The organism is Chlorobium sp. N1, assembly GCF_004332115.1.
Lineage (GTDB): Bacteria > Bacteroidota > Chlorobiia > Chlorobiales > Chlorobiaceae > Chlorobium.
The window spans coordinates 597,555-620,077 of sequence record NZ_SJPA01000001.1; the positions used below are offsets into that span (position 1 = coordinate 597,555).

At 64.0% G+C, this 22,523-nt stretch carries 23 protein-coding genes; 7 read left to right on the top strand and 16 right to left on the bottom strand.

All coding sequences use genetic code 11. The features are described from left to right. The first annotated feature begins 96 nt into the window (after window positions 1–96). Both E0L29_RS02690 and E0L29_RS02695 read left to right on the top strand, forming a co-directional pair. Window positions 97–753 (top strand): diacylglycerol/polyprenol kinase family protein, encoded by a 657-nt coding sequence (locus tag E0L29_RS02690; RefSeq protein ID WP_131354258.1) that lies wholly within the window; start codon window positions 97–99, stop codon window positions 751–753. A gap of 6 nt (window positions 754–759) precedes the next feature. Then, the gene (locus E0L29_RS02695; protein ID WP_131354260.1) at window positions 760–1,707 is read left to right on the top strand and encodes an L-threonylcarbamoyladenylate synthase; all 948 of its coding nucleotides are present in this window, start codon (window positions 760–762) and stop codon (window positions 1,705–1,707) included. A gap of 12 nt (window positions 1,708–1,719) precedes the next feature. Here E0L29_RS02695 and E0L29_RS02700 read toward each other — a convergent pair whose 3' ends face one another. The 5 genes from E0L29_RS02700 to hisH are packed head-to-tail and all read right to left on the bottom strand — an operon-like array spanning window position 1,720 to window position 6,672. Further along, entirely contained in the window at window positions 1,720–3,786 is a 2,067-nt protein-coding gene (locus E0L29_RS02700; RefSeq protein WP_242664247.1) for a helix-hairpin-helix domain-containing protein, read from the bottom strand. A gap of 34 nt (window positions 3,787–3,820) precedes the next feature. Then, window positions 3,821–4,576, bottom strand: a complete 756-nt coding sequence (locus E0L29_RS02705) for a pseudouridine synthase (RefSeq protein WP_131354264.1) — start codon at window positions 4,574–4,576, stop codon at window positions 3,821–3,823. After that, complete coding sequence (gene scpB / locus E0L29_RS02710) at window positions 4,542–5,186, bottom strand: SMC-Scp complex subunit ScpB (RefSeq protein WP_131354266.1); 645 nt, start codon at window positions 5,184–5,186, stop codon at window positions 4,542–4,544. The genes E0L29_RS02705 and scpB overlap by 35 nt, the downstream gene beginning before the upstream one ends. 60 nt (window positions 5,187–5,246) lie before the next feature. Continuing rightward, window positions 5,247–6,017, bottom strand: a complete 771-nt coding sequence (gene hisA / locus E0L29_RS02715) for a 1-(5-phosphoribosyl)-5-[(5-phosphoribosylamino)methylideneamino]imidazole-4-carboxamide isomerase (protein ID WP_131354268.1) — start codon at window positions 6,015–6,017, stop codon at window positions 5,247–5,249. Window positions 6,018–6,066: 49 nt separating this feature from the next. Beyond that, complete coding sequence (hisH, locus tag E0L29_RS02720; RefSeq protein ID WP_131354270.1) at window positions 6,067–6,672, bottom strand: imidazole glycerol phosphate synthase subunit HisH; 606 nt, start codon at window positions 6,670–6,672, stop codon at window positions 6,067–6,069. Window positions 6,673–6,822: 150 nt separating this feature from the next. Here hisH and E0L29_RS02725 point away from each other — a divergent pair, with 150 nt between their 5' ends. Both E0L29_RS02725 and gltA read left to right on the top strand, forming a co-directional pair. Then, window positions 6,823–7,665 (top strand): sulfide/dihydroorotate dehydrogenase-like FAD/NAD-binding protein, encoded by an 843-nt coding sequence (locus E0L29_RS02725; protein ID WP_131354272.1) that lies wholly within the window; start codon window positions 6,823–6,825, stop codon window positions 7,663–7,665. A 57-nt stretch (window positions 7,666–7,722) separates the two neighbouring features. Continuing rightward, window positions 7,723–9,174: an NADPH-dependent glutamate synthase gene (gene gltA, locus E0L29_RS02730; RefSeq protein WP_165498803.1), complete on the top strand. Its 1,452-nt coding sequence runs from the start codon at window positions 7,723–7,725 to the stop codon at window positions 9,172–9,174. A 16-nt stretch (window positions 9,175–9,190) separates the two neighbouring features. On the opposite strand, the gene E0L29_RS02735 is transcribed toward gltA, so the two are convergent. Continuing rightward, window positions 9,191–10,096, bottom strand: coding sequence for an AEC family transporter (locus E0L29_RS02735; RefSeq protein WP_131354274.1), 906 nt, complete (start codon window positions 10,094–10,096; stop codon window positions 9,191–9,193). A gap of 9 nt (window positions 10,097–10,105) precedes the next feature. Continuing rightward, window positions 10,106–11,191 carry an efflux RND transporter periplasmic adaptor subunit gene (locus E0L29_RS02740; RefSeq protein WP_131354276.1) on the bottom strand — a complete coding sequence of 362 codons (1,086 nt, stop codon included), beginning with the start codon at window positions 11,189–11,191 and terminating at the stop codon, window positions 10,106–10,108. A 169-nt stretch (window positions 11,192–11,360) separates the two neighbouring features. Here E0L29_RS02740 and hisI point away from each other — a divergent pair, with 169 nt between their 5' ends. The 3 genes from hisI (at window position 11,361) to E0L29_RS02755 (ending at window position 13,829) form a co-directional block, all read left to right on the top strand. Beyond that, entirely contained in the window at window positions 11,361–11,774 is a 414-nt protein-coding gene (gene hisI / locus E0L29_RS02745; RefSeq protein WP_131354278.1) for a phosphoribosyl-AMP cyclohydrolase, read from the top strand. 19 nt (window positions 11,775–11,793) lie between these two features. Beyond that, window positions 11,794–12,522, top strand: coding sequence for a bifunctional demethylmenaquinone methyltransferase/2-methoxy-6-polyprenyl-1,4-benzoquinol methylase UbiE (ubiE, locus tag E0L29_RS02750; protein WP_131354280.1), 729 nt, complete (start codon window positions 11,794–11,796; stop codon window positions 12,520–12,522). A 161-nt stretch (window positions 12,523–12,683) separates the two neighbouring features. After that, window positions 12,684–13,829, top strand: a complete 1,146-nt coding sequence (locus E0L29_RS02755) for a putative porin (RefSeq protein WP_131354282.1) — start codon at window positions 12,684–12,686, stop codon at window positions 13,827–13,829. A 103-nt stretch (window positions 13,830–13,932) separates the two neighbouring features. On the opposite strand, the gene E0L29_RS02760 is transcribed toward E0L29_RS02755, so the two are convergent. From E0L29_RS02760 to E0L29_RS02800, 9 genes are all read right to left on the bottom strand, one after another. Next, window positions 13,933–14,550: an LOG family protein gene (locus E0L29_RS02760; protein WP_131354284.1), complete on the bottom strand. Its 618-nt coding sequence runs from the start codon at window positions 14,548–14,550 to the stop codon at window positions 13,933–13,935. Between the two features lie 13 nt (window positions 14,551–14,563). Next, window positions 14,564–16,588 carry an NAD-dependent DNA ligase LigA gene (ligA, locus tag E0L29_RS02765; protein WP_131354286.1) on the bottom strand — a complete coding sequence of 675 codons (2,025 nt, stop codon included), beginning with the start codon at window positions 16,586–16,588 and terminating at the stop codon, window positions 14,564–14,566. Between the two features lie 6 nt (window positions 16,589–16,594). Further along, a complete protein-coding gene (locus E0L29_RS02770) occupies window positions 16,595–18,145 on the bottom strand; it encodes a hypothetical protein (protein ID WP_131354288.1) in 1,551 nt (516 codons plus the stop codon). A gap of 29 nt (window positions 18,146–18,174) precedes the next feature. Then, window positions 18,175–18,897, bottom strand: a complete 723-nt coding sequence (locus E0L29_RS02775; RefSeq protein ID WP_131354290.1) for an ABC transporter ATP-binding protein — start codon at window positions 18,895–18,897, stop codon at window positions 18,175–18,177. Window positions 18,898–18,982: 85 nt separating this feature from the next. Then, window positions 18,983–20,032, bottom strand: a complete 1,050-nt coding sequence (gene arsB / locus E0L29_RS02780; protein ID WP_131354292.1) for an ACR3 family arsenite efflux transporter — start codon at window positions 20,030–20,032, stop codon at window positions 18,983–18,985. Between the two features lies 1 nt (window position 20,033). Further along, window positions 20,034–20,462 carry an arsenate reductase ArsC gene (locus E0L29_RS02785; RefSeq protein ID WP_131354294.1) on the bottom strand — a complete coding sequence of 143 codons (429 nt, stop codon included), beginning with the start codon at window positions 20,460–20,462 and terminating at the stop codon, window positions 20,034–20,036. Between the two features lie 20 nt (window positions 20,463–20,482). Further along, on the bottom strand, window positions 20,483–21,508 hold the full coding sequence (locus E0L29_RS02790; RefSeq protein ID WP_165498813.1) for a permease: 1,026 nt from the start codon (window positions 21,506–21,508) through the stop codon (window positions 20,483–20,485). 5 nt (window positions 21,509–21,513) lie between these two features. Beyond that, window positions 21,514–21,813, bottom strand: coding sequence for a thioredoxin family protein (locus tag E0L29_RS02795; protein ID WP_131354298.1), 300 nt, complete (start codon window positions 21,811–21,813; stop codon window positions 21,514–21,516). A 70-nt stretch (window positions 21,814–21,883) separates the two neighbouring features. Continuing rightward, window positions 21,884–22,219, bottom strand: a complete 336-nt coding sequence (locus tag E0L29_RS02800; RefSeq protein ID WP_131354300.1) for a metalloregulator ArsR/SmtB family transcription factor — start codon at window positions 22,217–22,219, stop codon at window positions 21,884–21,886. Window positions 22,220–22,523: the final 304 nt, after the last annotated feature.

Below are 22,523 nucleotides of genomic sequence, written 5' to 3' on the forward strand. Positions count from 1 at the left end.
TTGGATATTTCGATGTATATTCCGCCAGAATCCCCCTTTCCGCCGGCGGCGGAAATCACCCGTCCAGCAGAAGCAGGAGAACAGACCGACAGCCGCATGGAACACAACGACCGCCTCGGCCTGCGATACGAAATCGCCCGAAAAGCCATCCACCTCTCGTCGCTGGCGATCGCCCTCATCTACTGCCATATCGAGCGCGAGCTCGCCCTTACGCTGCTCGTCCCGCTCTTCCTCGGCTTCTTCTCGGTCGACCTCCTGAAAAACTTCCGCGGGCCGGTGGCCGACTGGTACCACGGGACCTTCGGCTCCATGCTCCGCGAGCATGAGCTCGAAGGAGAGAGGATCCACATGAACGGCGCCACCTGCATCACCCTCTCCGCACTCCTGCTCGTCCTCCTCTTCCCCAAGATCATCGCCATCACGGCCTTCTCGATGGTCGCCGTCTCCGACACCATGGCCGCCCTCGTCGGCAAGACCTTCGGCCGGCACCGCTTCGGGCACAAGAGCCTGGAGGGCAGCGGTGCGTTCTTCCTCTCGGCGCTCGCCATCGTCGCCGTGGTTCCCAACATCGACCCGATGGCCGGCGTCACGATGGCCGTGACAGGCACGCTGGCCGAAGCCTTCGTCTTCCGCATAGCGGGCTTCCGCATCGACGACAACCTGACCATCCCGCTCACGGCGGCAGCGGCCGGCATGCTCTACTACCTCCTCTTCATCCCGGACGCCCTCAGGCTCCTCTCCATCTGCCGCTGAGCGCCCATGCAGACCCGCATCACCGAATCTCCCGAAGAAGCCGCCCTCATCCTCAACCGGGGAGGGCTCGTCGCCTTCCCCACCGAGACCGTCTACGGCCTCGGCGCCGGCATCAACTTCCCCGAAGCGGTCGAGGGGATCTTCAGGGCCAAGGGCCGCCCCTCCGACAACCCGCTCATCGTCCATGTGGCAAACGTGGAGCAGCTCGAAACGGCGGTCTCCGAAATCAGCCGGGACGCGCGGCGCCTCATGGAGAGGTTCTTTCCCGGTCCGCTCACCCTCGTGCTCGAAAAAAGCGGAAGGGTGCCCTACTCTGTCACGGCAGGACTCGACACCGTCGGCATCCGCTGCCCCGCCCACCCCGTCGCCCACGAGTTCCTCTCCCTCTCGCGCTGCCCCGTCGCCGCCCCCTCGGCCAACCGCTCCGGGCGGCCGAGCGCAACCAGCTGGGAGGCGGTCATGGAGGACCTTGACGGACGCATCGACTGCATCCTCAAGGGCGAGGCGAGCCGGATCGGCCTGGAATCGACCATCGTCGACTGCACCGGAGAGGCCCCCGTCATGCTGAGGGCGGGAGCCGTCGGCCTCGAGGAGCTGCAGCAGGTCGCGCCCCGCACCACCGCCGCAGGGCCCGCCAGGGAGGGCGAGACGCCGAGGAGCCCCGGGCTCAAGTACCCGCACTACGCCCCCCGCGCAACGGTCGTGGCGCTGGAGGCCGGAGAGAAGCGAAAGCCGCAAGGAGCGTCGGCCTACATCGGCATCGGCCAGGCTCCCGATGGAACGGCGCTCGCGCGCCGGTGCGGGAACCTCGACGACTACGCCCGCGAGCTCTTCGGGTTCTTCCGAGAGTGCGACCGCCGGGGCATCCGCACCATCTACTGCGAACTCCCGCCGGAGACCGGCATCGGCCGCGCCCTCCGGGACCGGATCAGGCGCGCCGCCGGAGGACACTGACCCCCGAACCCGTCAGAACGACCAGAGGCAGCCGAGATGCAGCGAAGCGGGTGAATCGGTCGCGCGCTGGTCGTCGCCGCTGCTGTAGACCTCCCGGTCGGAGTAGGAGGTCACCTCGTAGCGGGCCACGAGTTTCAGGCCGGCCCGTGCCTTCCAGGAAGCGAGGAAGAACATCGACTTCCCGCGGCCGTTGTAGCTCCCGAGGTCGAACTGCATCGGCAGCCCGTCCTCGTAGGCATAGAGCGTCGCATCGGAACTGTCGGTATTGAAGAGGGTGCCGCGCCACTTCAGGCCGAGCCTGCCGGCACTGTAGTTCAGCTGCTCGTAGGCGAGCCACCCGTCGTAGGAAGGGGTCCCGCTGTAGAACTCCCTCGTCACCCGCTTCACCTCCCCGCGCGTCCGGGCGCTGAACCCCCGGGCGACCTTCAGGTCGCAGTCCAGGCGCAGGCGGTCGGTCTCGGCCATCACCGCCGTATAGACTTTATCCTCACTGTCGTCGCCGCAGTCGACGTACTCCCCGTCGACGAGCGGGCACTGCTTCACGGCCTCCTCCTTGCGCTTGTGCTGCAGCTGCATCGTCCACTTGAGCGAACGCGACGCCTTCCACACGGCGAAGAGGCGCATGTCGTGGCCCTCCGACGGGTAGAGGTAGTCTGAACTCAGCTCCGGGAAGCGGAACCGGTCGTAGTATGCGCCGAGCTGCACCTTCCGGCTCAGCTTCACGTCGATTCCCGCATAGTACCCCTCTTCGTTCGAAGCGTCGTCCCCGCGCTCGGCGAACGCTCCGGCGAAGGGCGAAGAGTAGCGCGCGCCGTACCGCCGCACCGCCGCCACCGCACTCACCCCGCTCACGGGCTCCCAGCTCACCCCTCCGGTCCAGGAGGCGTCGTCGGGCTTCTCCGAAAAGGCCGCCTCCATGAAGGCGCCCACGCGGCCGGTCGAAAGCGCCGCCTCGATGCCCGTAAGGCTGGCGGACGAGGCCTCCTCGGCGGAATACCCCTCCTCGACGAGTGCGGCGAGAGGCTCGCTGTAGCGGTAGTGCACCAGGCTTGCGCCGATGCGGCCGTCGAAGGCGCCCGTGCTGAAGTTCCAGAGCAGGTTGGCGCCCGAGGCCTCCTCGGTGACATTGTCCATGCGGGAGGTCTCGAGCTCCGTGCGGTGGTAACCGGAATCGTCGAAGCTCGTGATGAGCCCGGTGTCGCCGATGCGTCCGTCGACCCGGTTGGAGGAGGTGAAGGCGGTCAGCTCGAAATCGCCGGGCCGGAGGGTGGCCGCCGCTCCCTGCAGGAAACCGTACTCGGCGCTCGAGGAATAGGGCGAGAGCCTCCGGGAGCGGAGCCGGACGCTGCCGGCCGGGTCGGAGCCCTTGGAGAAGTAGCGGTTCTGGCCCATAACGAGCCCTTCGCCGAAGTTGAGGGTGTAGTTGCCCAGGACGGCGCTTTTGAGGATGCCGAGGTCGTAGGCGTTGAGGCTGAAGGAGGTGAAGTCGTCGAGGTCCGCCTCCCCGACGTCCTTCTCCTGCACCACGCTCGCCTTCAGGTGCGGGACGGCGAGCTGCAGGCGGTTGTAGAGCTTGTAGTTGTCTCCGGCGTAGCTGCCGTCGGTGATGCCCCGGCGTTCGGGATACTCGGTGAACCAGCGGGTGTAGAGGGAGCCCTCGACCTTGTCCCGCAAGGCCTGCCGACGCAGCGTGAGGTCCTTTTCGAAGACGATGTAGGGCAGGCACCTCCGGGCCTTCTCCCCGCCGATCAGCGCCGTAAGCGCCTCAAGGTTGCGGATCGGGGCACGCCGCCGCCCCTCGATGATGCGCCGGGCGTCCTCGGACGTGAGCCAGGGAAGATGGAGGAGGTCCTCGGCGGTGGCTTCGTTGATCGGGATCTTCTGCCGCCGGAGATCGGCGAGCTCCTCGAGGAGAGGTTCGAGGTTGTCTTCAGGCCCCACGGTGTCGAAAAGGAAATCGACCTCTTCGGTTCCTGAGGCATACAGGGAGGGAGATGCAAGAAAAAGGGCAACTGCCGAGATGATGACGGCCAGCACCCGCATGGCCCGACCGTCTTCATTGTTGGTGAATCGTCTCATGGCCACGGGGGTTGTCCTGCGTGAACGAAACGTCTCAGGGCGCGCCGGTAAGACGGCGGAGCTCCCGGACCTCGGCGCGCGTGAGATGACGCCACTGGCCGCGGCGCAGGTCGCCGGCGGCGAGCCCGGCATAGGCGGACCTGTCGAGTCGCGTCACTTCGAAACCGAGTGTTTTGAACATCCTGCGAACCTGGCGGTTCTTTCCTTCGTGGATGCTGATCCAGACCTGTGAGCCGTCTCCCATGATCCTGGCCTGGCACGCGCTGACCTGCTCCCCGGTGTCGCTCAGGCGCATGCCGCCCGTGAGGAGAGGAAGGGACGCCTGCGGGAACGGAGCGTCCAATACCGCAATATACTCTTTTTTCACAAGAGACGAAGGATGCATGAGCCGGTTGGCCAGCATCCCGTCGTTGGTGAGCAGAAGCACCCCGGTGGTCTTGCGGTCGAGCCGGCCGACCGGATAGACCCGCTCCCTGACGTCGATGTAGTCCAGCACCGTCTCACGCTGGCGCTCGTCGCTGCTGGTGGTGATGGCGTTGCGGGGCTTGTTGAAGAGGATGTAGAGCAGGTGCTCCTCGGGCTCGGCGAAGATCGAACCGTCGACGATCACCTCGTCGCGGCCCGTTACCACCTTCAGGCCGGGCTCCGTCACCACCCTGCCGTTGACGCTGACCCTGCCCTCGAGGAGCATCTGGTCGGCGGCCCTGCGCGAGGCGATGCCGCACATGGCCAGGTAACGGTTGATCCTTATCTCTTCACCCTTCGGCTGTTTCGGGCTGCTGCTGGCCATCTGCTGGTTCCTGTTCCTGCCCTTCGAAGAGCTCCCCGTCTCCGTCCGGCCGTGATAGATACTCCTGCTCCTCGTGCTCGCGAAGGATCTCCTTGATCTCGCGGAGCTTCGGCAGGTCTTTTAATGATGAAAGATGGAAAAGGTCGAGGAACTCTTTCGTGGTTCCGTACTGAAGGGGCTTGCCGGGGGAATCGGCACGACCCCGCACCTCGATGAGCTCGCGCTCCATCAGGCGGTCGATGGCGTAATCGGGGCTCACCCCGCGGATCTCCTGGATGGCGCTCTTGGTCACCGGCTGGTGGTAGGCGACAACGGAGAGTACCTCGAGGATCGAGCGCGAGAGGCGGCGGCGGATCTTGGGCGACTCGAGCTTGCGGAGCAGCTCGCCGAACTCCTCCCTCGACAGGAACCGGTAGCCGCCGGCGAGGCGGTGGATGTGGAAGGTGCGACCCGATTCGAGATACTCCGCATTCAGCCGCTCGACGATCTCCTGCAGCTCGCCCGAATCGAGCGAGGTACCGGTCACCTGGCGGATGGTCTGAAGGGTCACCGCATCTTCGGAGGCGAAGATGAGGGCTTCGACCTGCTGCGCTAGCGAGTGTTCCTGCATCTGGGGAATGGGGAAATCCTGCGGTTGGAGGAAGGGCGGCCGGACCGCCGGACGGACCCGCTACTTGCGGCGCGCCGTCGAGAAGTTGTGGTCGATCTGGATCCCCTCCTCGAAGTTGTACCAGAGCTCCTGGCAGGGGAAGTTGCACTCGTAGAGGGCCTTGCCGATGATGACCGAGTCGACGCCGATCGACTCGAGGCCGGCCAGGCGCCGCAGGTCCTCGGAGCTCGACACGCCGCCCGAGGCGGTCACTTTCATGCCGGCCTGCTCGGCGAAGCGTTTGGTGGTCTCGTAGCCCACGCCCTGGAGCATGCCGTCGCGCGTGATGTCGGTGTAGATGATCCGCTCGACGCCCATGTCCTTCATGCGGAGGGCCAGCTCGAAGTCCTTCAGCTGGCTGCTCTCGGTCCACCCCTTGATCTTCGGCACGCCCCCGACGGCGTCGATGCCGACGACGATCTTCGAGGCGCGCCAGGACTTCAGGACCTCACGGATCAGTTCGGGGTTGGTCACCGCCGCCGAACCGATCACCACGCGCCCGACTCCCATGTCGAGGTAGCGCTTCACGTCGTCTGCAGAGCGGATGCCGCCGCCGACCTGGACGGGGATGTCGAGCTCGTCGACGATCTCGCGGATGCGTTCGAAGTTCACCATCTGGCCGGTAAGGGCGGCATCGAGGTCGACGACATGCAGCATCTTGGCGTTCTGCTTGCGCCAGATGATGGCCATGTCGATCGGATTGTCGAGATAGATCTTCTGCTGGCTGAAATCACCTCTGGTCAGCCTGACGCACTTTCCGTCCTTTATGTCGATAGCGGGAATGATCAGCATGTCGGGTCGCTGCTAGTATCAATGATTGAAAGAGTAGAGGGGGGAGCGGCTAGCACTCCGCGAAATTCCGAAGAACCCGGAGACCGGCTTCGGAGCTCTTTTCCGGATGGAACTGCACCGCGAAAATACCATTTTTTTCAATGGCCGAACAAAAGTTTTTTCCCGCGAACCAGGTCGTGGCGGCGATGCTCGGCGCCTCTAAGGGCTCGCAGTAGTAGGAGTGCACGAAATAGAAGAAGGTGTGGTCCTCGATGCCGCGGAACAGCACGCTCTCTTTCTGCTGGTCAACGGAGTTCCATCCGATCTGGGGAATCTTGTCGGTCGTGCTCTCGAAATGGCGGACGCGGCCCGCCACGAGGTCGAGGCCGCGGTGCGAACCCATCTCCTCGCTCCCGCTGAGCATGAGCTGCATGCCGAGGCAGATGCCGAAGAGGTGGCCCCCCTTGTCGACATGCTCAAGGATGGCGTCGGTGAAGCCGAGCCGGTCGAGGGCGTCCTTGGCCTGGCCGAAAGCGCCGACACCGGGAAGGACGACCTTCCTGGAACCCGCCATTTTCGACGGATCGCTGCTGACGGTTGCCGGAATGCCGAGGTAGTCGAAGGCTTTCTGCACCGAACGGAGGTTTCCGGCGCCGTAATCAGCTATGAAGACCATATGCAGGCGGATTTCAGGGGGACTCGCGGGGCGACGCCGCCCTCCGAGCCCATTTTTTAATTCAATATATAATCCGTATCATGTTAGCTTTTGCGCCCCACCGAAAAGAAGTAGCCGGATTCCATAAACTCATACGAAACAGACGAACCAATGTATAGAATTGTTTCCTCAATTTTCTTAGCTGAAAATATCAAAAAAATAGAAATTGAGGCCCCGCGGATCGCCAAAAAGCGAAAAGCAGGCCAGTTCGTCATGCTGCGTGTCACCGACCACGGCGAGAGGATTCCCCTGACGATCGCGGGATCGGATCCCGAGAAGGGCACCATCACGCTCATCGTCCAGGGCATGGGCAAGTCCACGAGGGCGCTCAACCTGCTCGAGGCCGGCAGCTCGATCGCAGACATCGTCGGTCCGCTCGGCACCCCCTCCCACATCGAGAACTTCGGCACCGCCGTCAGCATCGGAGGCGGCGTCGGCACGGCCATCGCCTACCCGACCGCCATCGCGCTCAAGGAAGCCGGCAACCACGTCATCACCATCAACGGCGCCCGCTCGAAGGACCTCGTCATCCTCGAGCGTGAGATGCAGGAGGTTTCCGACGAAGCCTACATCACCACCGACGACGGCTCGTACGGCTACCACGGCTTCGTCACCCAGAAACTCCAGGAGCTGATCGATTCCGGCAGGAAGATCGACTTCGTGCTCGCCATCGGGCCGATTCCGATGATGAAGGCCGTCGCCGAGGTCACCCGCCCCTACGGCATCAAAACCGTCGTCAGCCTCAACCCCATCATGGTCGACGGTACCGGCATGTGCGGCGGCTGCAGGGTCACCGTCGACGGGGAAATCAAGTTCGCCTGCGTCGACGGGCCGGAGTTCGACGCCCACAAGGTCGACTTCACCAACCTCGCCGACCGCAACAGGATCTACCTCTCCGAAGAGAAGGAGTCCTCCTCCGGGGAGCACCGCTGCCACCTGCACCAGCAGAAATAACCCCGGGGCACCACCCGACGAGAGCCGAGCACAACCCTATTACAACCGAACACCACCATGGACGCCAAACACATCACGAATAAAGAACGCATGGCCATCCCGCGCCAGCCGATGCCCGCCCAGGACCCGAATGTCCGCAACAGGAACTTCAAGGAGGTCAACCTCGGCTATACTCCCGAACTGGCAATGCAGGAGGCCCTGCGCTGCATCCAGTGCAAGGACCCGGTCTGCATCCAGGGCTGCCCGGTGAACATCAAGATCGACGAGTTCATCCAGCTGGTCGCCGAAGGAGACTTCCTCGGCGCTGCAAGGAAAGTGAAGGAGGACAACGTACTGCCCGCCGTCTGCGGCAGGGTATGCCCCCAGGAGGACCAGTGCGAGAAGGCCTGCATCATCGGCAAGAAGCACCAGCCGGTCGCCATCGGCAACCTCGAGCGCTTCGTCGCCGACTGGGAACGTGAGCACGGGGAGCCGGAAATGCCCGAGGTCAAGCCCCCGACCGGCAGGAAGGTCGCCGTCATCGGCAGCGGCCCTGCAGGGCTCTCCTGCGCCAACGACCTCATCCGCCAGGGCCACGAGGTGGTGGTCTTCGAGGCACTCCACGAACTCGGCGGCGTGCTCATGTACGGCGTTCCCGAATTCCGCCTCCCCAAGGAGATCGTCCGCCAGGAGATCGAGGGGCTGAAGCAGATGGGCGTGAGGTTCCAGACCGACGTCGTCGTCGGCCGCTCGGTCACCATCGACGAACTGATCGAGGACGAAGGCTTCAACGCCGTCTTCATCGGCGTCGGCGCCGGCCTGCCCTGGTTCATGGGCATCCCGGGCGAGAACCTCGTCGGCGTGCTTGCGGCCAACGAGTTCCTCACGCGGGTCAACCTCATGAAGGCCTACGACTTCCCCGAAGGCAGCGACACGCCGGTCTTCGACTGCCGCGGCAAGAACGTCGCCGTCTTCGGCGGCGGCAACACCGCCATGGACGCGGTCCGCACCGCCAAGCGGCTCGGTGCCGAGCACGCCTACATCATCTACCGCCGCTCCGAGGCGGAGATGCCCGCACGCGCCGAGGAGATCCACCACGCCAAGGAGGAGGGCATCGAGTTCCTCCTGCTCATGAACCCGCTGGAGTTCCTCGGGGACGACAAGCACTGGCTCACCGGCGTCAAGTGCATCAAGATGGAGCTCGGCGAGCCCGACGATTCCGGCCGCCGCCGTCCGGTGCCGATCGAGGGCTCCGAGTTCACGCTGCCGCTAGACATGGCCATCATCTCCATCGGCAACGGCTCCAACCCGCTCATCAAGCAGACCACCCCCGACATCGAGGTCAGCCGGCGCGAGACCATCGTCGTCGACGTCAACACCATGGCCACCTCGAAGGAGAACGTCTACGCCGGCGGCGACATCGTCACCGGAGGCGCCACCGTGATCCTTGCCATGGGCGCGGGACGCACCGCGGCAAAAGCCATCAACGAGAAACTGATGGGAACGGCCGCAAGCCACGACGAATGGTAGGCTGAGAAAACGACGTTCAGAAGGCGCCGAGCACCCGATGCCAGGCGCCGAGCGTCAGGAAGGAGAACACCACACCCAGAGCGACCATCAGCCCGGCAAGCGGCGGGTCGATGTCGTGCTCTGCGGCGATGATGCCGGCCGTGATCATCGGCGGCATGGCCGCTTCGAAAAGCATCACCTCTGCGGAAAGCCCCCGCATCCCCACCACCCCGAGATAGAAGACCGAGAGCAGGAGCGGCGCAAGCACCAGCTTGAAGCCGAGCCCCAGCGCGAGGCTGCGCCCGTTGCCGCCGATATGGCCGGGACGGAAGGCGAACCCCACCGAAAAGAGCGCCAGCGGAGCGAGCGTCCCGCCGAGCCGGCCGAGCACGGCCGTCAGCCACTCCGGATAGCTGAAGGGCATGAGCGAGAACGCCAGGAGGAGGCTCAGGAAGGGGGGAAAGTAGGCGATGCGCTTCACAATGGAGATGAACGAGGGCCGCCCCTCGGAGTAGATGCCCGCCACCGTGATGCCGAGGGTGGAGAGCACCATGAAGGAGCCGAGCTGGTCGACCATGATGCCGTGGGCGATCCCCGCCCGGCCGTAATAGGCCTCGATCATCGGCAGGCCGAGGAAGGAGGTGTTGCCGAGCCCGCCGGTCAGGATGAGGGCGCCGACACTCTTCCTCGGAAGGCGGAGCAGCCGCCCCGCCACCAGGAAAAACGCCGCGGCGGAAAGGAAGTGCAGCCAGGGCATCGAGGCCAGGAGGAGGACGGAGCCGGTGATGCGGAGGTCGTGGACGTAGAGGAGGGTCAGGGCCGGCAGCGAGACGTGGATGATGAAGCTGTTGAGCGCGGCGGGGGTGGCCTCCGGCATGCGGCCGCTCCTCCGGAGGAGGAAGCCGAGCAGGAAGCAGCAGAGGATGAGGAGAAGGTTGTGCACGAAGAGAGACTAGGGCTTCCCGGCCGGGGCCTTCACATGGGCTTCGAGCCCCTCGCGGAACCGTTCTTCAGGCACCGGAACGACAAGTTCTCCGCTCCTGAGCCCTTTCAGCACCTCGACGAAGGCGAGGTCGGAGGCACCGGTTTGCACCGGCTGCTTCTTCAGCCTGCCGTCCTCGATTTTCCAGACGAAGCTCTCCCTCCCCTCGCGGAACACCGCCCCCTTCGCCACGAGCAGCGCGCGGGGCTTGACGTCGAAGATGATGTTGGCGGTAGCCGTCATGCCGGCCTGCACCGAGCCCGGCGGCATGTCGCCGACGAGATAGATCTTCGAGGTCTTCGTCACCCGGTCCGTCATCGGCACGACCCTCGAGACGGCAGCCTGGTAGCGGCGGTCGGGATAGGCGTCGAAGACCACGGCCGCCTTCTGGCCGACCCGGACCCTCGGAACGTCGAGCTCGTCGACCTCGACGACGACCGCGTAGGCGCTCGTGTCGACCACCGTCGCCACAAGCGTTCCGCTGGAGACGTAATCACCCGCCTTGACGTCCTGCAGGGTAAGGATCCCGTTGAACGGGGCGCAAACCGTCAGCTTCTGCAGGTCGTCCTCGACCATCTTCAGCCGGTACTGCCTCTGGCTCAAAAGCTCCCGGGCCTGTACCCGGGCCTTTTCGGCCCGGTCGAACTCCTGGCGCGAGACGGCGCCCTCCCGGAAGAGGTTCTCCTTGCGGCTGAAGTCCAGCTCGGCATCCTTCAGGGCGGCCTCCTGCTCCCGCATGGCGGCACGGGCTTCGCGCACGGCGAACTCCGGACGGGGACTGCGGAACGTCATGACGGCCTGGCCCGCCCGGACCTGCTCGCCCTCGCGGGCGCCGATACGCTCCACCGTCCCGGAAAACTCGGCCGAGAGGTTCGCTGCCGCATCGGCCTCCACGTACCCGGTCGCATAGACCGCCCGGACCAGCTCGCGGTACTCCACCTGCTCGGCCTCGACGTCCACCGTCCCGCCCTTCACGAGCAGATAGGAGACCGTGAGGAGGAACAGGATGCCGAGGGCGATCGAGTACTTGGGATAAATCTTCTTCAGGGATTGCATGGGCCTGTTGGCAATTGTTTAAGGATTTTAAAGTTACATCTTTCTGACTTTTTCTCCATTGCGACCTTGGTTTTTCCAGAATTTTGGTCAATCTTAAAAAACTGAATCCCCCTCCGGCCGCGCCAGTCGGCCGTTTTCGTTCAGGAACTCTTAACCGGGCAGTGAAATCATGGGTGAAAACGAAGGTATCGACAAAAGCTTCCTCGACACGGTAAAATTCGATGACAGGGGACTGGTCCCGGCCATCGTCCAGGATCATGAAACCGGCAAAGTGCTCATGATGGCGTGGATGAACCGCGAGAGCCTGGAAATGACCCTCGAGCGCAGGAAAGCCTGCTACTGGAGCCGCAGCCGCAACAAGCTCTGGCTGAAGGGCGAATCGTCCGGCAACATGCAGGACGTCCACGACATCCTCATCGACTGCGACGGCGACACCCTCATCCTGAAAGTCTCCCAGATCGGCGGAGCCTGCCACGTCGGCTACCACTCCTGCTTCTACCGCAGGGTGCTCGAAAACGGCAGCATGGAGATCTGCGACACCCTGATGTTCGACCCCGAAGAGGTCTATGGCAAAAAAAGCTGAACAACGCTGAACGAATATAATGGCATCCCCTGCGAAAAAGACCGCTGAGAAGCTGAACCTCAGCAAATCGAGACCATCTATACAGCAGATGTTCGACGAGGTCGCGCCGACCTACGACTTCCTCAACCACCTGCTCTCGCTCGGCATCGACAACTACTGGCGCGCCGCGGCGACGAGCCGCGCCCGCAAACTCCTTCAGGGCGTCCCCTCTCCGCGCATCCTCGACGTCGCCACCGGCACGGGGGACCTGGCCGATTCCATGTCGAAGATCGACGGAGCGAGGGTGACCGCGCTCGACCTCTCCCCCGAGATGCTCACGATCGCCCGCAGGAAGTACCCCTCGATCGAGTTCCACGAGGGCTGCGCCGAGGAGCTGCCCTTCCCGGACGCCAGTTTCGACATCGTCTCGGCCGGATTCGGCGTGCGCAACTTCGAAGACCTCAGGAAAGGCATGCAGGAGTTCCACCGGGTCCTGAAGCCCGGAGGGCACGCGCTCATCATCGAACCGATGATCCCGCGCACCCCGGTCCTGAAAAACCTCTACCTCGTCTACTTCAAGAAGGTCCTGCCGAAAATCGCGGGGCTCTTCAGCAAGTCGACCTTCGCCTACGACTACCTCCCCCACTCGGTCGAGCAGTTCCCGCAGGCCGAAGCCTTCACCGCCATCCTCAGGGAGAGCGGCTTCCGGAGCGCAGAGTACCGCCCGATGACCTTCGAGACCTCGATCCTCTACATCGCAAAGAAATAAGGAAAAGGGGCAGACCAGCCTCAATACCGCCAAAACTTCCACCGATTCTCCGAAAAGAATTATAATTCCGGGGAATCGTGGCGTATATTGATCCAGTGCATGCACCTCTTTTTTTTAGCAACCGTTATATACCGCAAAATATAACGAAACACCCCACAGCCATGAAAAAGACACTGGCCATCCTCTCCATGCTGGCCGCGGCAGGCTGGAGCCAGGAAGCCGCCGCCGCGGCCCCGATCGAATGGAACTGGAAAGGCGACCTCCTCTACCGCTACGAGTCCAGCCGGCTCGACACCGACCCGCGCTTCGACGGCAGCCACCGTCTCGGCATGCACTTCGGCGCCTTCCCGAAAATCAACGACGAGATCTCGGGCGGCGTGGAGGTCGCGACAGGCAAGGACAACCCGACCTCGCGCCTCTACGTCCTCGGCAGCGGAGACGCCTTCAGCATGAGCGACCTGATGCTCAACCAGGCCTATCTGGAGGTCCGCCCCCTCTCCTACGGGCTTGAGGGGAAGGTCGCCCTCTCGGCCGGCAAGCGTGACGTCAGCGAGTGCCTCGTCAGGGTCAACGACCTCCTCTGGGACACCGACGTCACGCTTGAAGGCCTCACCCTCCAGTACGCAAAGCACGGAAAGAAGCTGGAGCAGGGCCTCAGCGCCACCACCGGCTACTACATCCTCGACGAAGCGGACGGAACAGCAAACGATCCGGCTCTCTGGACCGCACAGCTCGCATGGAGCGGCAAGGCGGGAGGCGTCGGCTACATGCTCGGAGGCAGTTACTACGACTACCTGCATATCGAAGGATCCACCATCGCCGACTGGGCCTATGCGAAAGATCCCGCCAACCCGTCATCCTTCGGCAATACCTTCACCGGCACAGGCACAGGAAAAATCCTGACCTGCGACTACAACGTCCTCGAGCTCTTCGCCAACGCGGGCGGCACGCTCGGAAACGGGCTCCCATGGAAGGCCTACGGCCAGTATGCCAGCAACGTCGCCGGCGGCGTCGAGAGCAACGACACGGCCTACCTCGTCGGCGCTACGCTCGGCAGGGCCGACAGGGTCGGGAAATGGTCGCTGGACGCAAACTACGTCTCGATCGGGAAGGATGCCACGCTCGGCGCCTTCACCGACGGCACCCGATTCAAGGGCGGCACGGACGGCCAGGGCGTCAAAATCAGCGCCACCTACGTCCTCGTCAGGGACCTCTTCGTCGCACTCAAATACTATAACCACGAAAAGGTGATCGACAGCGGCAACCGATACCAGCTCTGGCAGACCGACATGCTCGTCAGGTTCTAGCAACCGCCTTCCGGGACGAACGGCTTCCCGACGAGAGAGAGGAAGGCCGCCCTCACCAGGGGCGGCCTTTTCTGTTTTCTCCGGACCTGCACTCCACCCGCCCTCAGGGCTGTTCCCGGCGGTAGCGGCTGAAGTTCTTGCAGACGTGGCCGTCGCGGAGACGGTCGGCGTGGATCTTGCGCACGAGCTGGACCACGTGCTCAGGCTCCTGGACATGGAAGATCATGTGCATCTCCTCGCGGTTGAAGAGCCCCCGGCGCACCACCTCCTCCTCCAGCCAGGAGAGGAGGTCTTTCCATATCCCGCCGAAGAGGATGATGGGGGTGTCGCAGATGTGCTCGACCTGCACCAGCTGCCAGGCGTAGAAGAGCTCGAGGAGGGTCCCGATCCCGCCGGGAGCGACGACGACAGCGTCGCTGAGGGCCATGAAGGTGTCGAGACGTGCACTGAAGCGCGAGAACTCCTCCTTGATGTCGAGGTAGGGGTTCGGCGCCTGCTCGTGCCGCAGGCGGATGTTCAGCCCGATCGACTGCGAGCCGGAGTTGGCGTGCTGGGATCCGGCGTTGGCGGCCTGCATCAGGCCCGGCCCGCCTCCCGTGACGATGTCGAAGCCCGAGGCGGCAAGCCCCCGGGCGATGTGATAGACGTCGGCGTAGTCGGGGTCTCCCTCCTGTATGCGTGCCGAACCGAAAATCGCTACGGTGTAATTGGGACGCTCCATGACTCCTTGGGGGTTAGAGCATTGCTTCGAACTCATCCTCGCCCAGGACCCTGAGGCCGAGCTTGAGGGCTTTTTCGAGTTTGCTGCCGGCCTCGCTGCCCGCCACGACGAGGCCGGTCTTCCTGCTGACCGTCGAGGCGATCCTGCCGCCCCTCTCGAGCACCAGCTCGGAGGCCGACTGGCGGTCATGGCGGCGGAGGGTGCCGGTAAAGACGACCGTCACTCCTTCGAAGTTCCTGTTGAGGGTCGCCTTCGGCGGAGCGGCCTCGAGCGGGAGGCGCGCATCGCGGAGCTTTTCGAGCAGTGCCGGAACCGAGGGCTTCATGAACCACTCGCGGATGCTTTGGGCGATGACCGGGCCGATGTCGGGTACTTCGGAAAGCTCCTCCAGGGAGGCCAGGCGAAGCGCCTCCATCGAGGGAAAGGCGGCGGCCAGCTCGCGCGCCGTGGCCTGGCCGACATGGCGGATGCCGAGCGCGAAGAGCAGGCGGGCGAAGCTCTCTTTGCGACTCTCGTCCAGCGCGCGAAGTAGGTTGCGGGCCGATTTCGGGCCCATGCGCTCAAGGCGGAGAAGCTGCGGCTCCTGCAGGAAGTAGAGGTCGCCGGGATCGCGGACGAGGCCGAGGCGGACGAGCTGATCGACGAGAGACTCGCCGAGGTTCTGGATGTCCATCGCGTTGCGGGAGGCGAAGTGCAGCACCCTCCCCTTCAGCTGCGCCGGGCAGCCCTCCTCGTTCGGACAGTACCAGCCGACCTCGCCCTCCTCGCGCACGATCGGCGTCCCGCACTCGGGGCAGAGGGTCGGAAGCGCGACGGCCCGGGCGTCTGGCGGGCGATCCTTTGCGACGACGCGGATGACCTTCGGGATGACCTCGCCCGACTTCTCGACGACGACCCGGTCGCCCTTCATCACGCCGAGCCGCTCCATCTCGTCGAAGTTGTGCAGGGTCGAGCGCGAGACGGTGGAGCCGGCAAGGCGCACCGGCTCGAGTTCGGCGACCGGCGTGATGGTACCGAGCCGGCCGACCTGGAAGACGACGTCAATAAGCACGGTGGTGGCCTGCTGGGCGGGGTACTTGTAGGCGATGGCCCAGCGCGGGCTCTTGCTCGTCGCCCCGAGGGTCCTCCACTGGCGGACATCGTCGAGCTTGAGGACCACGCCGTCGGTTTCATAGGGAAGCTTCCAGCGCCCCTCGCCCCACTCCGCGATGAACGAGGCGACCTCCTGCATGCCGTGGCAGAGCCGGTAGTGGCCGCCGGTGAAGAATCCCGCCTCTTCGAGCATCCCGAGGCGGCGGAAGTGCGGCGTGTCGGCGTCGCGGATCCCGTCGAGGTAGTAGGCGACGAATCGGAGCCGGCGGCGGGCCACCTCGCGGCTGTCCTGCAGCTTGAGCGTTCCGGCGGTGGCGTTGCGCGGGTTGGCGAACCGGTCCTCCTCGGGACGGGTTTCGTTCAGCGCCTCGAAGTCCTCCTTCTGCATGAACACCTCGCCGCGGATCTCCATTTCGCGCCCCTCCCCCTCCCGGAAGGCGCCGTCGAACTCCCGGAGCCGGAGCGGCACCGTCGCGACGGTGCGCAGGTTCGCCGTGATGTCGTCGCCCTTTCGTCCGTCGCCCCGGGTGGCACCCCGCACGAGGATGCCGTCGCGGTAGAGGAGGCTGACGGCGACACCGTCGAACTTCAGCTCCGCGACCATGTCGCGTCCCTCGGCCCCCTCGGCCTCGAGCAGCCGCTCCACGCGCCGGGCGAACTCCTCGACCTCTCGGATGGAATAGGTGTTCGAGAGGCTGAGCATCGGCCGGCGGTGCTCGACCGGCGGAAACTCCTTCGTCACGGCGCCGCCGACCCGCTGGGTAGGGCTGTCGGGGGTGCGGAGTTCGGGATGCTCATGCTCAAGGCGAACGAGCCGCTCGAGCAGCCGGTCGAAATCGTAGTCGGAGATCTCGGGGCGGGCCTCCACGTAATAGAGGTGGTTGTGGCGCTCGATCTGGCTCCGCAGCGCTTCGGCCTCCCGCCCCACTTCTTCAGTACACGCCATATGAGCTTACCACCAGGGCTGCCGGAACTGGGTGAAAGCCCAGCCGGAAAGATTCTTGAGGAATCCGAGCGAACCGTCCACGCCGAGCTTGTCCCAGGTCGCCTTCAGCACCTTCGGGTAACGCCAGGCGACCCGGAGCATCACCACCGCAAGCTCCTCGATCTTCATCTCGTCGCGGAACATCGCCTCCCGGTATCGCTCCGGCAGCTCGTCGAGCGCCACCATCACCTCGTTCATGAGGTCATTGACGAAGTTCGGCTCGTCGGTCTCGCGATCGAAACACATGTACTTCATGAGGTTGGCCATCGAGGCCACGTTGGGTTCGTAGGCGCTGACGCATTCGAGCGTGCGCCGGTCGAGCTCCCCCGAGAGGAGCGCACGCTCGAGCCCCGCCGTCAGCCACCCGAGGTTGCGCACCATCGAGCCGAAGCCGCAAAAGGTGAGAGGCGAGGCGAGCGAGGCGGCGTCGCCGAAAAGCAGGATGCGGTCGTCGGCGATCGGGCGCGTGCGGCCGAACCCGTCATGGAAGTAGGCCGGGATGATGCCGTAGACCGGCCGGTGTACCCGGAAGCCGCTGCCGGGCTTCTTGTACTCGCCGAGCCGGCGGAAGTAGGTGTCGAAAAGGCCGATGAGCGACTTGTCGTTTGCTGAGTCGACCTCGTCGTAGAAGAACAGGTAGGTGATGTAGTCGTCGCCTTTGGCGGGGAACCCCTCCCAGATGAGCTGACGGCCCCGCTCGCCCGACATGTCGGCCGGAGCGGTGCTGGCGAGGATCTCGCCGGTCTCGAAGTCCACCCCCTCCAGCCCGCTGGCAATGGTGCCGACCGTCGGGCAGACATGGGTCTGCGGCCGTCCGGCGCTGAGCTGCATGGCGATCGGCGAGAGAATGCCCATTACGTCGACAAGCACCTTCGAGCGGAACCACGAACGCTTTCCCGCCCCGTCGCGTGTCTCGACGACGACATGGTCGCTGAAGCGCCAGCAGCGCTCGAAAGAGAGGCCGGAACGCACGCTGCAGCCCGGCGATGACTCCACCTTCCCCGTCGCAATGCCGAGCAGCCGGTCCGCCTCGATCGCGCAGTCGAGCACGTTCTGCATGTAGAGGCGCTTCTGGCTCCCGTCCTCCTTGTGGAACTCGACCCATCCGGTCTTGTATTTCCTGGCGATGACCGACTCAAGCTCGTCGGCGCTGAACACCCCGGTCTCCTCGAGCCTGAAGAGCTCGCTGCGGGAGATGTTCCAGTCGCGTGTCGAGCGGCCCGGCGTGTTGCGGTCGAACACCATCACGCTGCGGCCGTAACGGCGGGCCATGACGGCGGCATGCAGCATGCCGAGAGTGCCTCCGGCATAGATGATGTCGTATGTCGCCTCGATCGATGCCTCCGGCGGCAGCGCCGGGGCGTCCACGATCGCCTCCGGAACCGGCTCGTTCAGCCGTTCCCAGTAGCGGTCGAGCTCCCGGACGGAGCGAAGGTGGGCTTCCCCGTCCGGAAGAGCGGAAAACGCCCGGTAGAGGTCCGGGTGGCTGGTTCGAATGCTTTCAAGCTGAGTCTGCATGCGGCTGGCGGTTTGTCGCTGGTGGCTGGTTAGGTGGCGGGGGCCGGTTCGCGCTCCCTGAGGCGGCGGTCGCTCTCGATCCGGCCGTCGACGAGGTGGATGCGCCGTCCGGCGCGGTTGGCGAACTCCTCGTCGTGGGTGACGACGATCACCGTCTGGCCGAGCTCGCGGTTCAGGCGGTCGAAGAGCCGGTAGACGTTGTCTGCCGAGCGGGAATCGAGGTTGCCGGTCGGCTCGTCTCCGAGCAGCACCGTCGGCTCGTTGGCCAGGGCACGGGCGATGGCCACGCGCTGCTGCTGACCGCCGGAAAGCTGGCTCGGCTTGTTCGAGTACTTGTCCTGCAGCTCGACCATGTCGAGCAGCATCATGGCGCGCTCACGGGTCTCGCTGCGCGTCAACCGGCCGCCGATGAGCATCGGCATGGAGACATTCTCCAGGGCGCTGAATTCGGGAAGAAGGAAATGGAACTGGTAGATGAAGCCGATCTTGCGGTTGCGGATGCGCGTCATCTCCCGCTCGTCGGTATCGGTGATGTCCTCCCCGTCGAGATAGACCCGGCCGGAGGTGGGCTTGTCGAGCCCGCCCATGATGTAGAGCAGGGTGGACTTGCCGGAGCCCGAAGGACCGGTGATGGCGAGGAACTCACCCCGCTCGATCGTGAGCGAAAGGTTCGGGATGATGGTCTGGCGAACGTCTCGCGACAGCTCGAGCTCCCTCTGGATATGTTCAAGCCGGAGAATTTCTTCAGCCATCGAATCGGTGGTTCATTGGGGGTTATGGCCCAAGATACGAACAAAACCGACTGAAAGGAACCCTTAAATCGGCGCCGCGCAATGCTCATCCGCCCCCGGAAGCAAACAGCCGCCTCAAGCGCAGGGAAACGTTGACGAGGGCGATGAGCACCGGCACCTCGACCAGGGGACCGATGACTGCGGCGAACGCTTCGGGCGAATGGATGCCGAACACCCCGACGGCAACGGCAATGGCCAGCTCGAAATTATTGCTCGCCGCGGTAAAGGAAAGCGTTGCCGTTTTCTGGTATCCCGCACCGGCGCTCCTTGCGATGAAGAAGGAGGTGAAGAACATCAGCACGAAATAGATGAACAGCGGCAGGGCGATCCGCAGCACGTCCATCGGTATGGCGACGATATAGGCCCCCTTGAGCGAAAACATCGCCACGATCGTAAAGAGAAGCGCCACGAGGGTAAGAGGGCTGATGCGCGCAACGAACTCCCTCTCGTACCACTCCCTACCCTTACGGCGAATGAGAACGAATCGGGTCAGAAACCCTGCAGCGAACGGAATACCGAGGTAGATGGCGACCGAAGCCGCTATCTCGACGATGGTGATATGCACGCTGAAGGAGGTGAGTGCGAACCAGCCGGGCATCACCGTCAGGAAGAACCATGCGTACATCGGGAAGAAGAGCACCTGGAAGATCGAGTTGAATGCCACCAGCCCGGCGGCGTACTCCCGGTCGCCCCCCGCCAGGTCGTTCCAGACGATGACCATGGCGATGCAGCGCGCAAGGCCGATCAGGATGAGCCCTGCCATGTAGTGCGGCATGCCGGAGAGGAACAGCACAGCAAGCGCAAACATCAAAAGAGGCCCGATGAGCCAGTTCAGGAGCAGGGAGAGCATGAGCACCTTCCGGTTCCGGAACACGTCCGCGAGCTCTTCGTAGCGGACCTTGGCCAGAGGAGGATACATCATGACGACAAGTCCGATGGCGATCGGTATGTTGGTCGTGCCCGTCCCCATGCGCCCGAGGGCGTCCGGGAGGAACGGGAAGGCCCAGCCGGCCCCCACGCCCGCCGCCATGGCCAGAAAGATCCAGAGCGTCAGGTAGCGGTCCAGAAATGAAAGCCTTGCTGAAACTGCCGTCATCTCACCCTCGCCTGATTTCCTCGTTGTAGAATGCCAGGAACCCTTCACGAATGCCGTCGCGGACCCTGCGGAACACCCCGAGCATCTCCTCTTCGGAGCCCTTCGCCTCCGCAGGGTCTTCGAAGCCGATGTGCAGGCGCCGGCCCACCCTGCCGGTAAAGACCGGGCATGATTCCCTGGCCCCGTCGCAGACCGTCACGACGAAATCGAACGGACGCGAGAGCAGCCCTTCGACGCTTTTCGGCCGGTTCCGGCTGATGTCGATGCCGGCTTCGGCCATCACGCGCACCGCCATCGGATGCACCGATTCAGCCGGCACCGTTCCGGCCGAGCAGACCTCAAGGTCCGGATCGAACGAACGGAGGAACCCTTCGGCCATCTGGCTGCGGCAGGAGTTCCCGGTGCAGAGTAGCAGAACGGACTGCTTCATGGGATCGGTTGTTTTTCAGGTTAGAGCACCAGGTTGAACACGTAGCCGACAAGAACGATACCGGAGGCGACCACGCCGGCGAAAACGGCGATGAGCCTCGGCCGGAGCACCTTTCGCAGGATGAGCATCTCGGGAGCAGAGAGCGCGATCACGCTCATCATGAAGGCCATCACGGTGCCGAGAGCCGCCCCCTTCGAGAGCAGCGCCTGCACGACGGGAACGATGCCGGCGGCGTTCGAGTACATCGGCACGCCGACGAGCACGGCCGCCGGGACCGACCACCATGCGCTGCGGCCCATGAGCGAAGCCATGAAGTCCTGCGGAACATAGCCGTGGATGCCGGCTCCGAGCCCGACGCCGAGCACGATGAAGAGCCATACCCGCCCCACGATCTCGCGGACATGGCCGAGCCCCTCGAGCATGCGCTCCGGCCAGGCCATCGCCTCGGGGACGGCCCTGCCCGGTTCGGCGCTGCCCTGGAGCTTTTGCACCCACTCCTCGAGATGCCGCTCCATTCCGAGCCGGCCGATCACCATGCCGGCCGCGACCGCCACTGAAAGGCCCATCGCCATGTAGAGCAGGGCCACGCCCCAGCCGAAAAGGCCGAAGAGCAGCGCGAGGGCGATCTCGTTGACCATCGGTGCGGCGATGAGGAACGAAAAGGTGACGCCGAGCGGCACCCCCGCCTGCAGGAACCCGATGAAGAGCGGGACGGCCGAACAGGAACAGAAGGGAGTGACGATACCGAGCGCCGCAGCCATCATGTTGCCGAGCCCCAGCCTGCGCCCGGAAAGCATGGCACGCGTCCGTTCAGCCGAAACGAAGGTGTGCACCACCCCCATCAGAAAAACCACCCCCACGAGCAGCATCATCACCTTCGGCACCTCGTAGATGAAGAAGAAGAGCGCCTCGCCGAAGGCCTCGGCCCTCGTAAGGCCCAAAAGCGCGACAGCGGCTTCCGACATGGCCTCGAGCCTGCCGTACAGCAGCACCCACAGGAGGGCGCCGAGCATGAGCGCGCCCCAGGAAAGGAGCGACTTCTTCATGGCGCTCACGAGCAGCATGACGAATCCGCCGCACCAGTCGAACCACCGCGGCAGCAGCACCCTTTGGCTTTCGGGGCGAGCATCGAGCGGATCTCGTCCGCCGCGGGCACCCGGCCCGCCGAACGGACCTCGCCGTCGACGACGAGCGCCGGCGTGGAAAGCACGTTGTAGGAGACGATCTCCTGAATATCTTCGATCTTTTCGACCGAGGCCTCGATGCCGTCCCGTTCGATGACCGATCTGACCGCTTCTGCCAGCTGGTTGCATTTGGCGCAGCCGCTTCCGAGAATTTTTACCTGCAGCATGAAAGACTCCTTCTTTTTAGACGTTTATCGCAAATGAACGATTATTAAACAGAGAACAGACTAAACGACCTCAGCCGCATCCGCACGACGGGGGGGCCTCGGCAGCGAAGAACCCTGCGAACAGCGCCCTCGCCCTCTCCCACTCCTCGCGGTTGATGCAGTAGCGGACCTTCGGGGGGTTGATCTCGCCCTGGATCAGCCCCGCTTCGAGCAGCGCCTTCAGGTGCTGCGAAATCGTCGACTGCGCCATCGGGATGAGCCCGGTCAGCTCACCGGTGAAGCAGCAGGCCTCCCGGCTGAGAAGCTCGAGGATCCTGATCCGCACGGGGTGGCCGAGCGCCTTGGCCACCGAGGCCATCCGCACCTCCCGGCCGCTGTATTCCACCGCTGTCGACGTTCGCTGCATACCGTTCGTTTAGTTTATCGTAAATATACGATAAGAGAAAACAGAAACAAATCTGTCAACCGTGAAAATTTTCACAGACCGGGCAATTCGCTATATTCAGACAGATATAACGAAATGCGCCTCCAGCTCCGTACTTTCGCCAACAGAACAAAAAAACATCGAGAAAGCGCCATAACTCATAATTATTTTAGGTGAAGCAATAAAATAGCCTCACACTTTATTACATTACGGTATACATCGCAAGCCGCCGAAGGCCCGGAAACAACCCCGGGGAACCCGAACACCCCATAAACAGCAACGACGC

What these genes read in the sequence shown, in the direction of transcription:
- E0L29_RS02690 (WP_131354258.1), top strand. Translation starts at nt 97, where the DNA reads ATGGAACACAACGACCGCCTCGGCCTGCGATACGAAATCGCCCGAAAA.
- E0L29_RS02695 (WP_131354260.1), top strand. Translation starts at nt 760, where the DNA reads ATGCAGACCCGCATCACCGAATCTCCCGAAGAAGCCGCCCTCATCCTC.
- E0L29_RS02700 (WP_242664247.1), bottom strand. Translation starts at nt 3,786, where the DNA reads ATGAGACGATTCACCAACAATGAAGACGGTCGGGCCATGCGGGTGCTG.
- E0L29_RS02705 (WP_131354264.1), bottom strand. Translation starts at nt 4,576, where the DNA reads ATGGCCAGCAGCAGCCCGAAACAGCCGAAGGGTGAAGAGATAAGGATC.
- scpB (WP_131354266.1), bottom strand. Translation starts at nt 5,186, where the DNA reads ATGCAGGAACACTCGCTAGCGCAGCAGGTCGAAGCCCTCATCTTCGCC.
- hisA (WP_131354268.1), bottom strand. Translation starts at nt 6,017, where the DNA reads ATGCTGATCATTCCCGCTATCGACATAAAGGACGGAAAGTGCGTCAGG.
- hisH (WP_131354270.1), bottom strand. Translation starts at nt 6,672, where the DNA reads ATGGTCTTCATAGCTGATTACGGCGCCGGAAACCTCCGTTCGGTGCAG.
- E0L29_RS02725 (WP_131354272.1), top strand. Translation starts at nt 6,823, where the DNA reads ATGTATAGAATTGTTTCCTCAATTTTCTTAGCTGAAAATATCAAAAAA.
- gltA (WP_165498803.1), top strand. Translation starts at nt 7,723, where the DNA reads ATGGACGCCAAACACATCACGAATAAAGAACGCATGGCCATCCCGCGC.
- E0L29_RS02740 (WP_131354276.1), bottom strand. Translation starts at nt 11,191, where the DNA reads ATGCAATCCCTGAAGAAGATTTATCCCAAGTACTCGATCGCCCTCGGC.
- hisI (WP_131354278.1), top strand. Translation starts at nt 11,361, where the DNA reads ATGGGTGAAAACGAAGGTATCGACAAAAGCTTCCTCGACACGGTAAAA.
- ubiE (WP_131354280.1), top strand. Translation starts at nt 11,794, where the DNA reads ATGGCATCCCCTGCGAAAAAGACCGCTGAGAAGCTGAACCTCAGCAAA.
- E0L29_RS02755 (WP_131354282.1), top strand. Translation starts at nt 12,684, where the DNA reads ATGAAAAAGACACTGGCCATCCTCTCCATGCTGGCCGCGGCAGGCTGG.
- E0L29_RS02760 (WP_131354284.1), bottom strand. Translation starts at nt 14,550, where the DNA reads ATGGAGCGTCCCAATTACACCGTAGCGATTTTCGGTTCGGCACGCATA.
- ligA (WP_131354286.1), bottom strand. Translation starts at nt 16,588, where the DNA reads ATGGCGTGTACTGAAGAAGTGGGGCGGGAGGCCGAAGCGCTGCGGAGC.
- E0L29_RS02770 (WP_131354288.1), bottom strand. Translation starts at nt 18,145, where the DNA reads ATGCAGACTCAGCTTGAAAGCATTCGAACCAGCCACCCGGACCTCTAC.
- E0L29_RS02775 (WP_131354290.1), bottom strand. Translation starts at nt 18,897, where the DNA reads ATGGCTGAAGAAATTCTCCGGCTTGAACATATCCAGAGGGAGCTCGAG.
- arsB (WP_131354292.1), bottom strand. Translation starts at nt 20,032, where the DNA reads ATGACGGCAGTTTCAGCAAGGCTTTCATTTCTGGACCGCTACCTGACG.
- E0L29_RS02785 (WP_131354294.1), bottom strand. Translation starts at nt 20,462, where the DNA reads ATGAAGCAGTCCGTTCTGCTACTCTGCACCGGGAACTCCTGCCGCAGC.
- E0L29_RS02790 (WP_165498813.1), bottom strand. Translation starts at nt 21,508, where the DNA reads ATGAAGAAGTCGCTCCTTTCCTGGGGCGCGCTCATGCTCGGCGCCCTC.
- E0L29_RS02795 (WP_131354298.1), bottom strand. Translation starts at nt 21,813, where the DNA reads ATGCTGCAGGTAAAAATTCTCGGAAGCGGCTGCGCCAAATGCAACCAG.
- E0L29_RS02800 (WP_131354300.1), bottom strand. Translation starts at nt 22,219, where the DNA reads ATGCAGCGAACGTCGACAGCGGTGGAATACAGCGGCCGGGAGGTGCGG.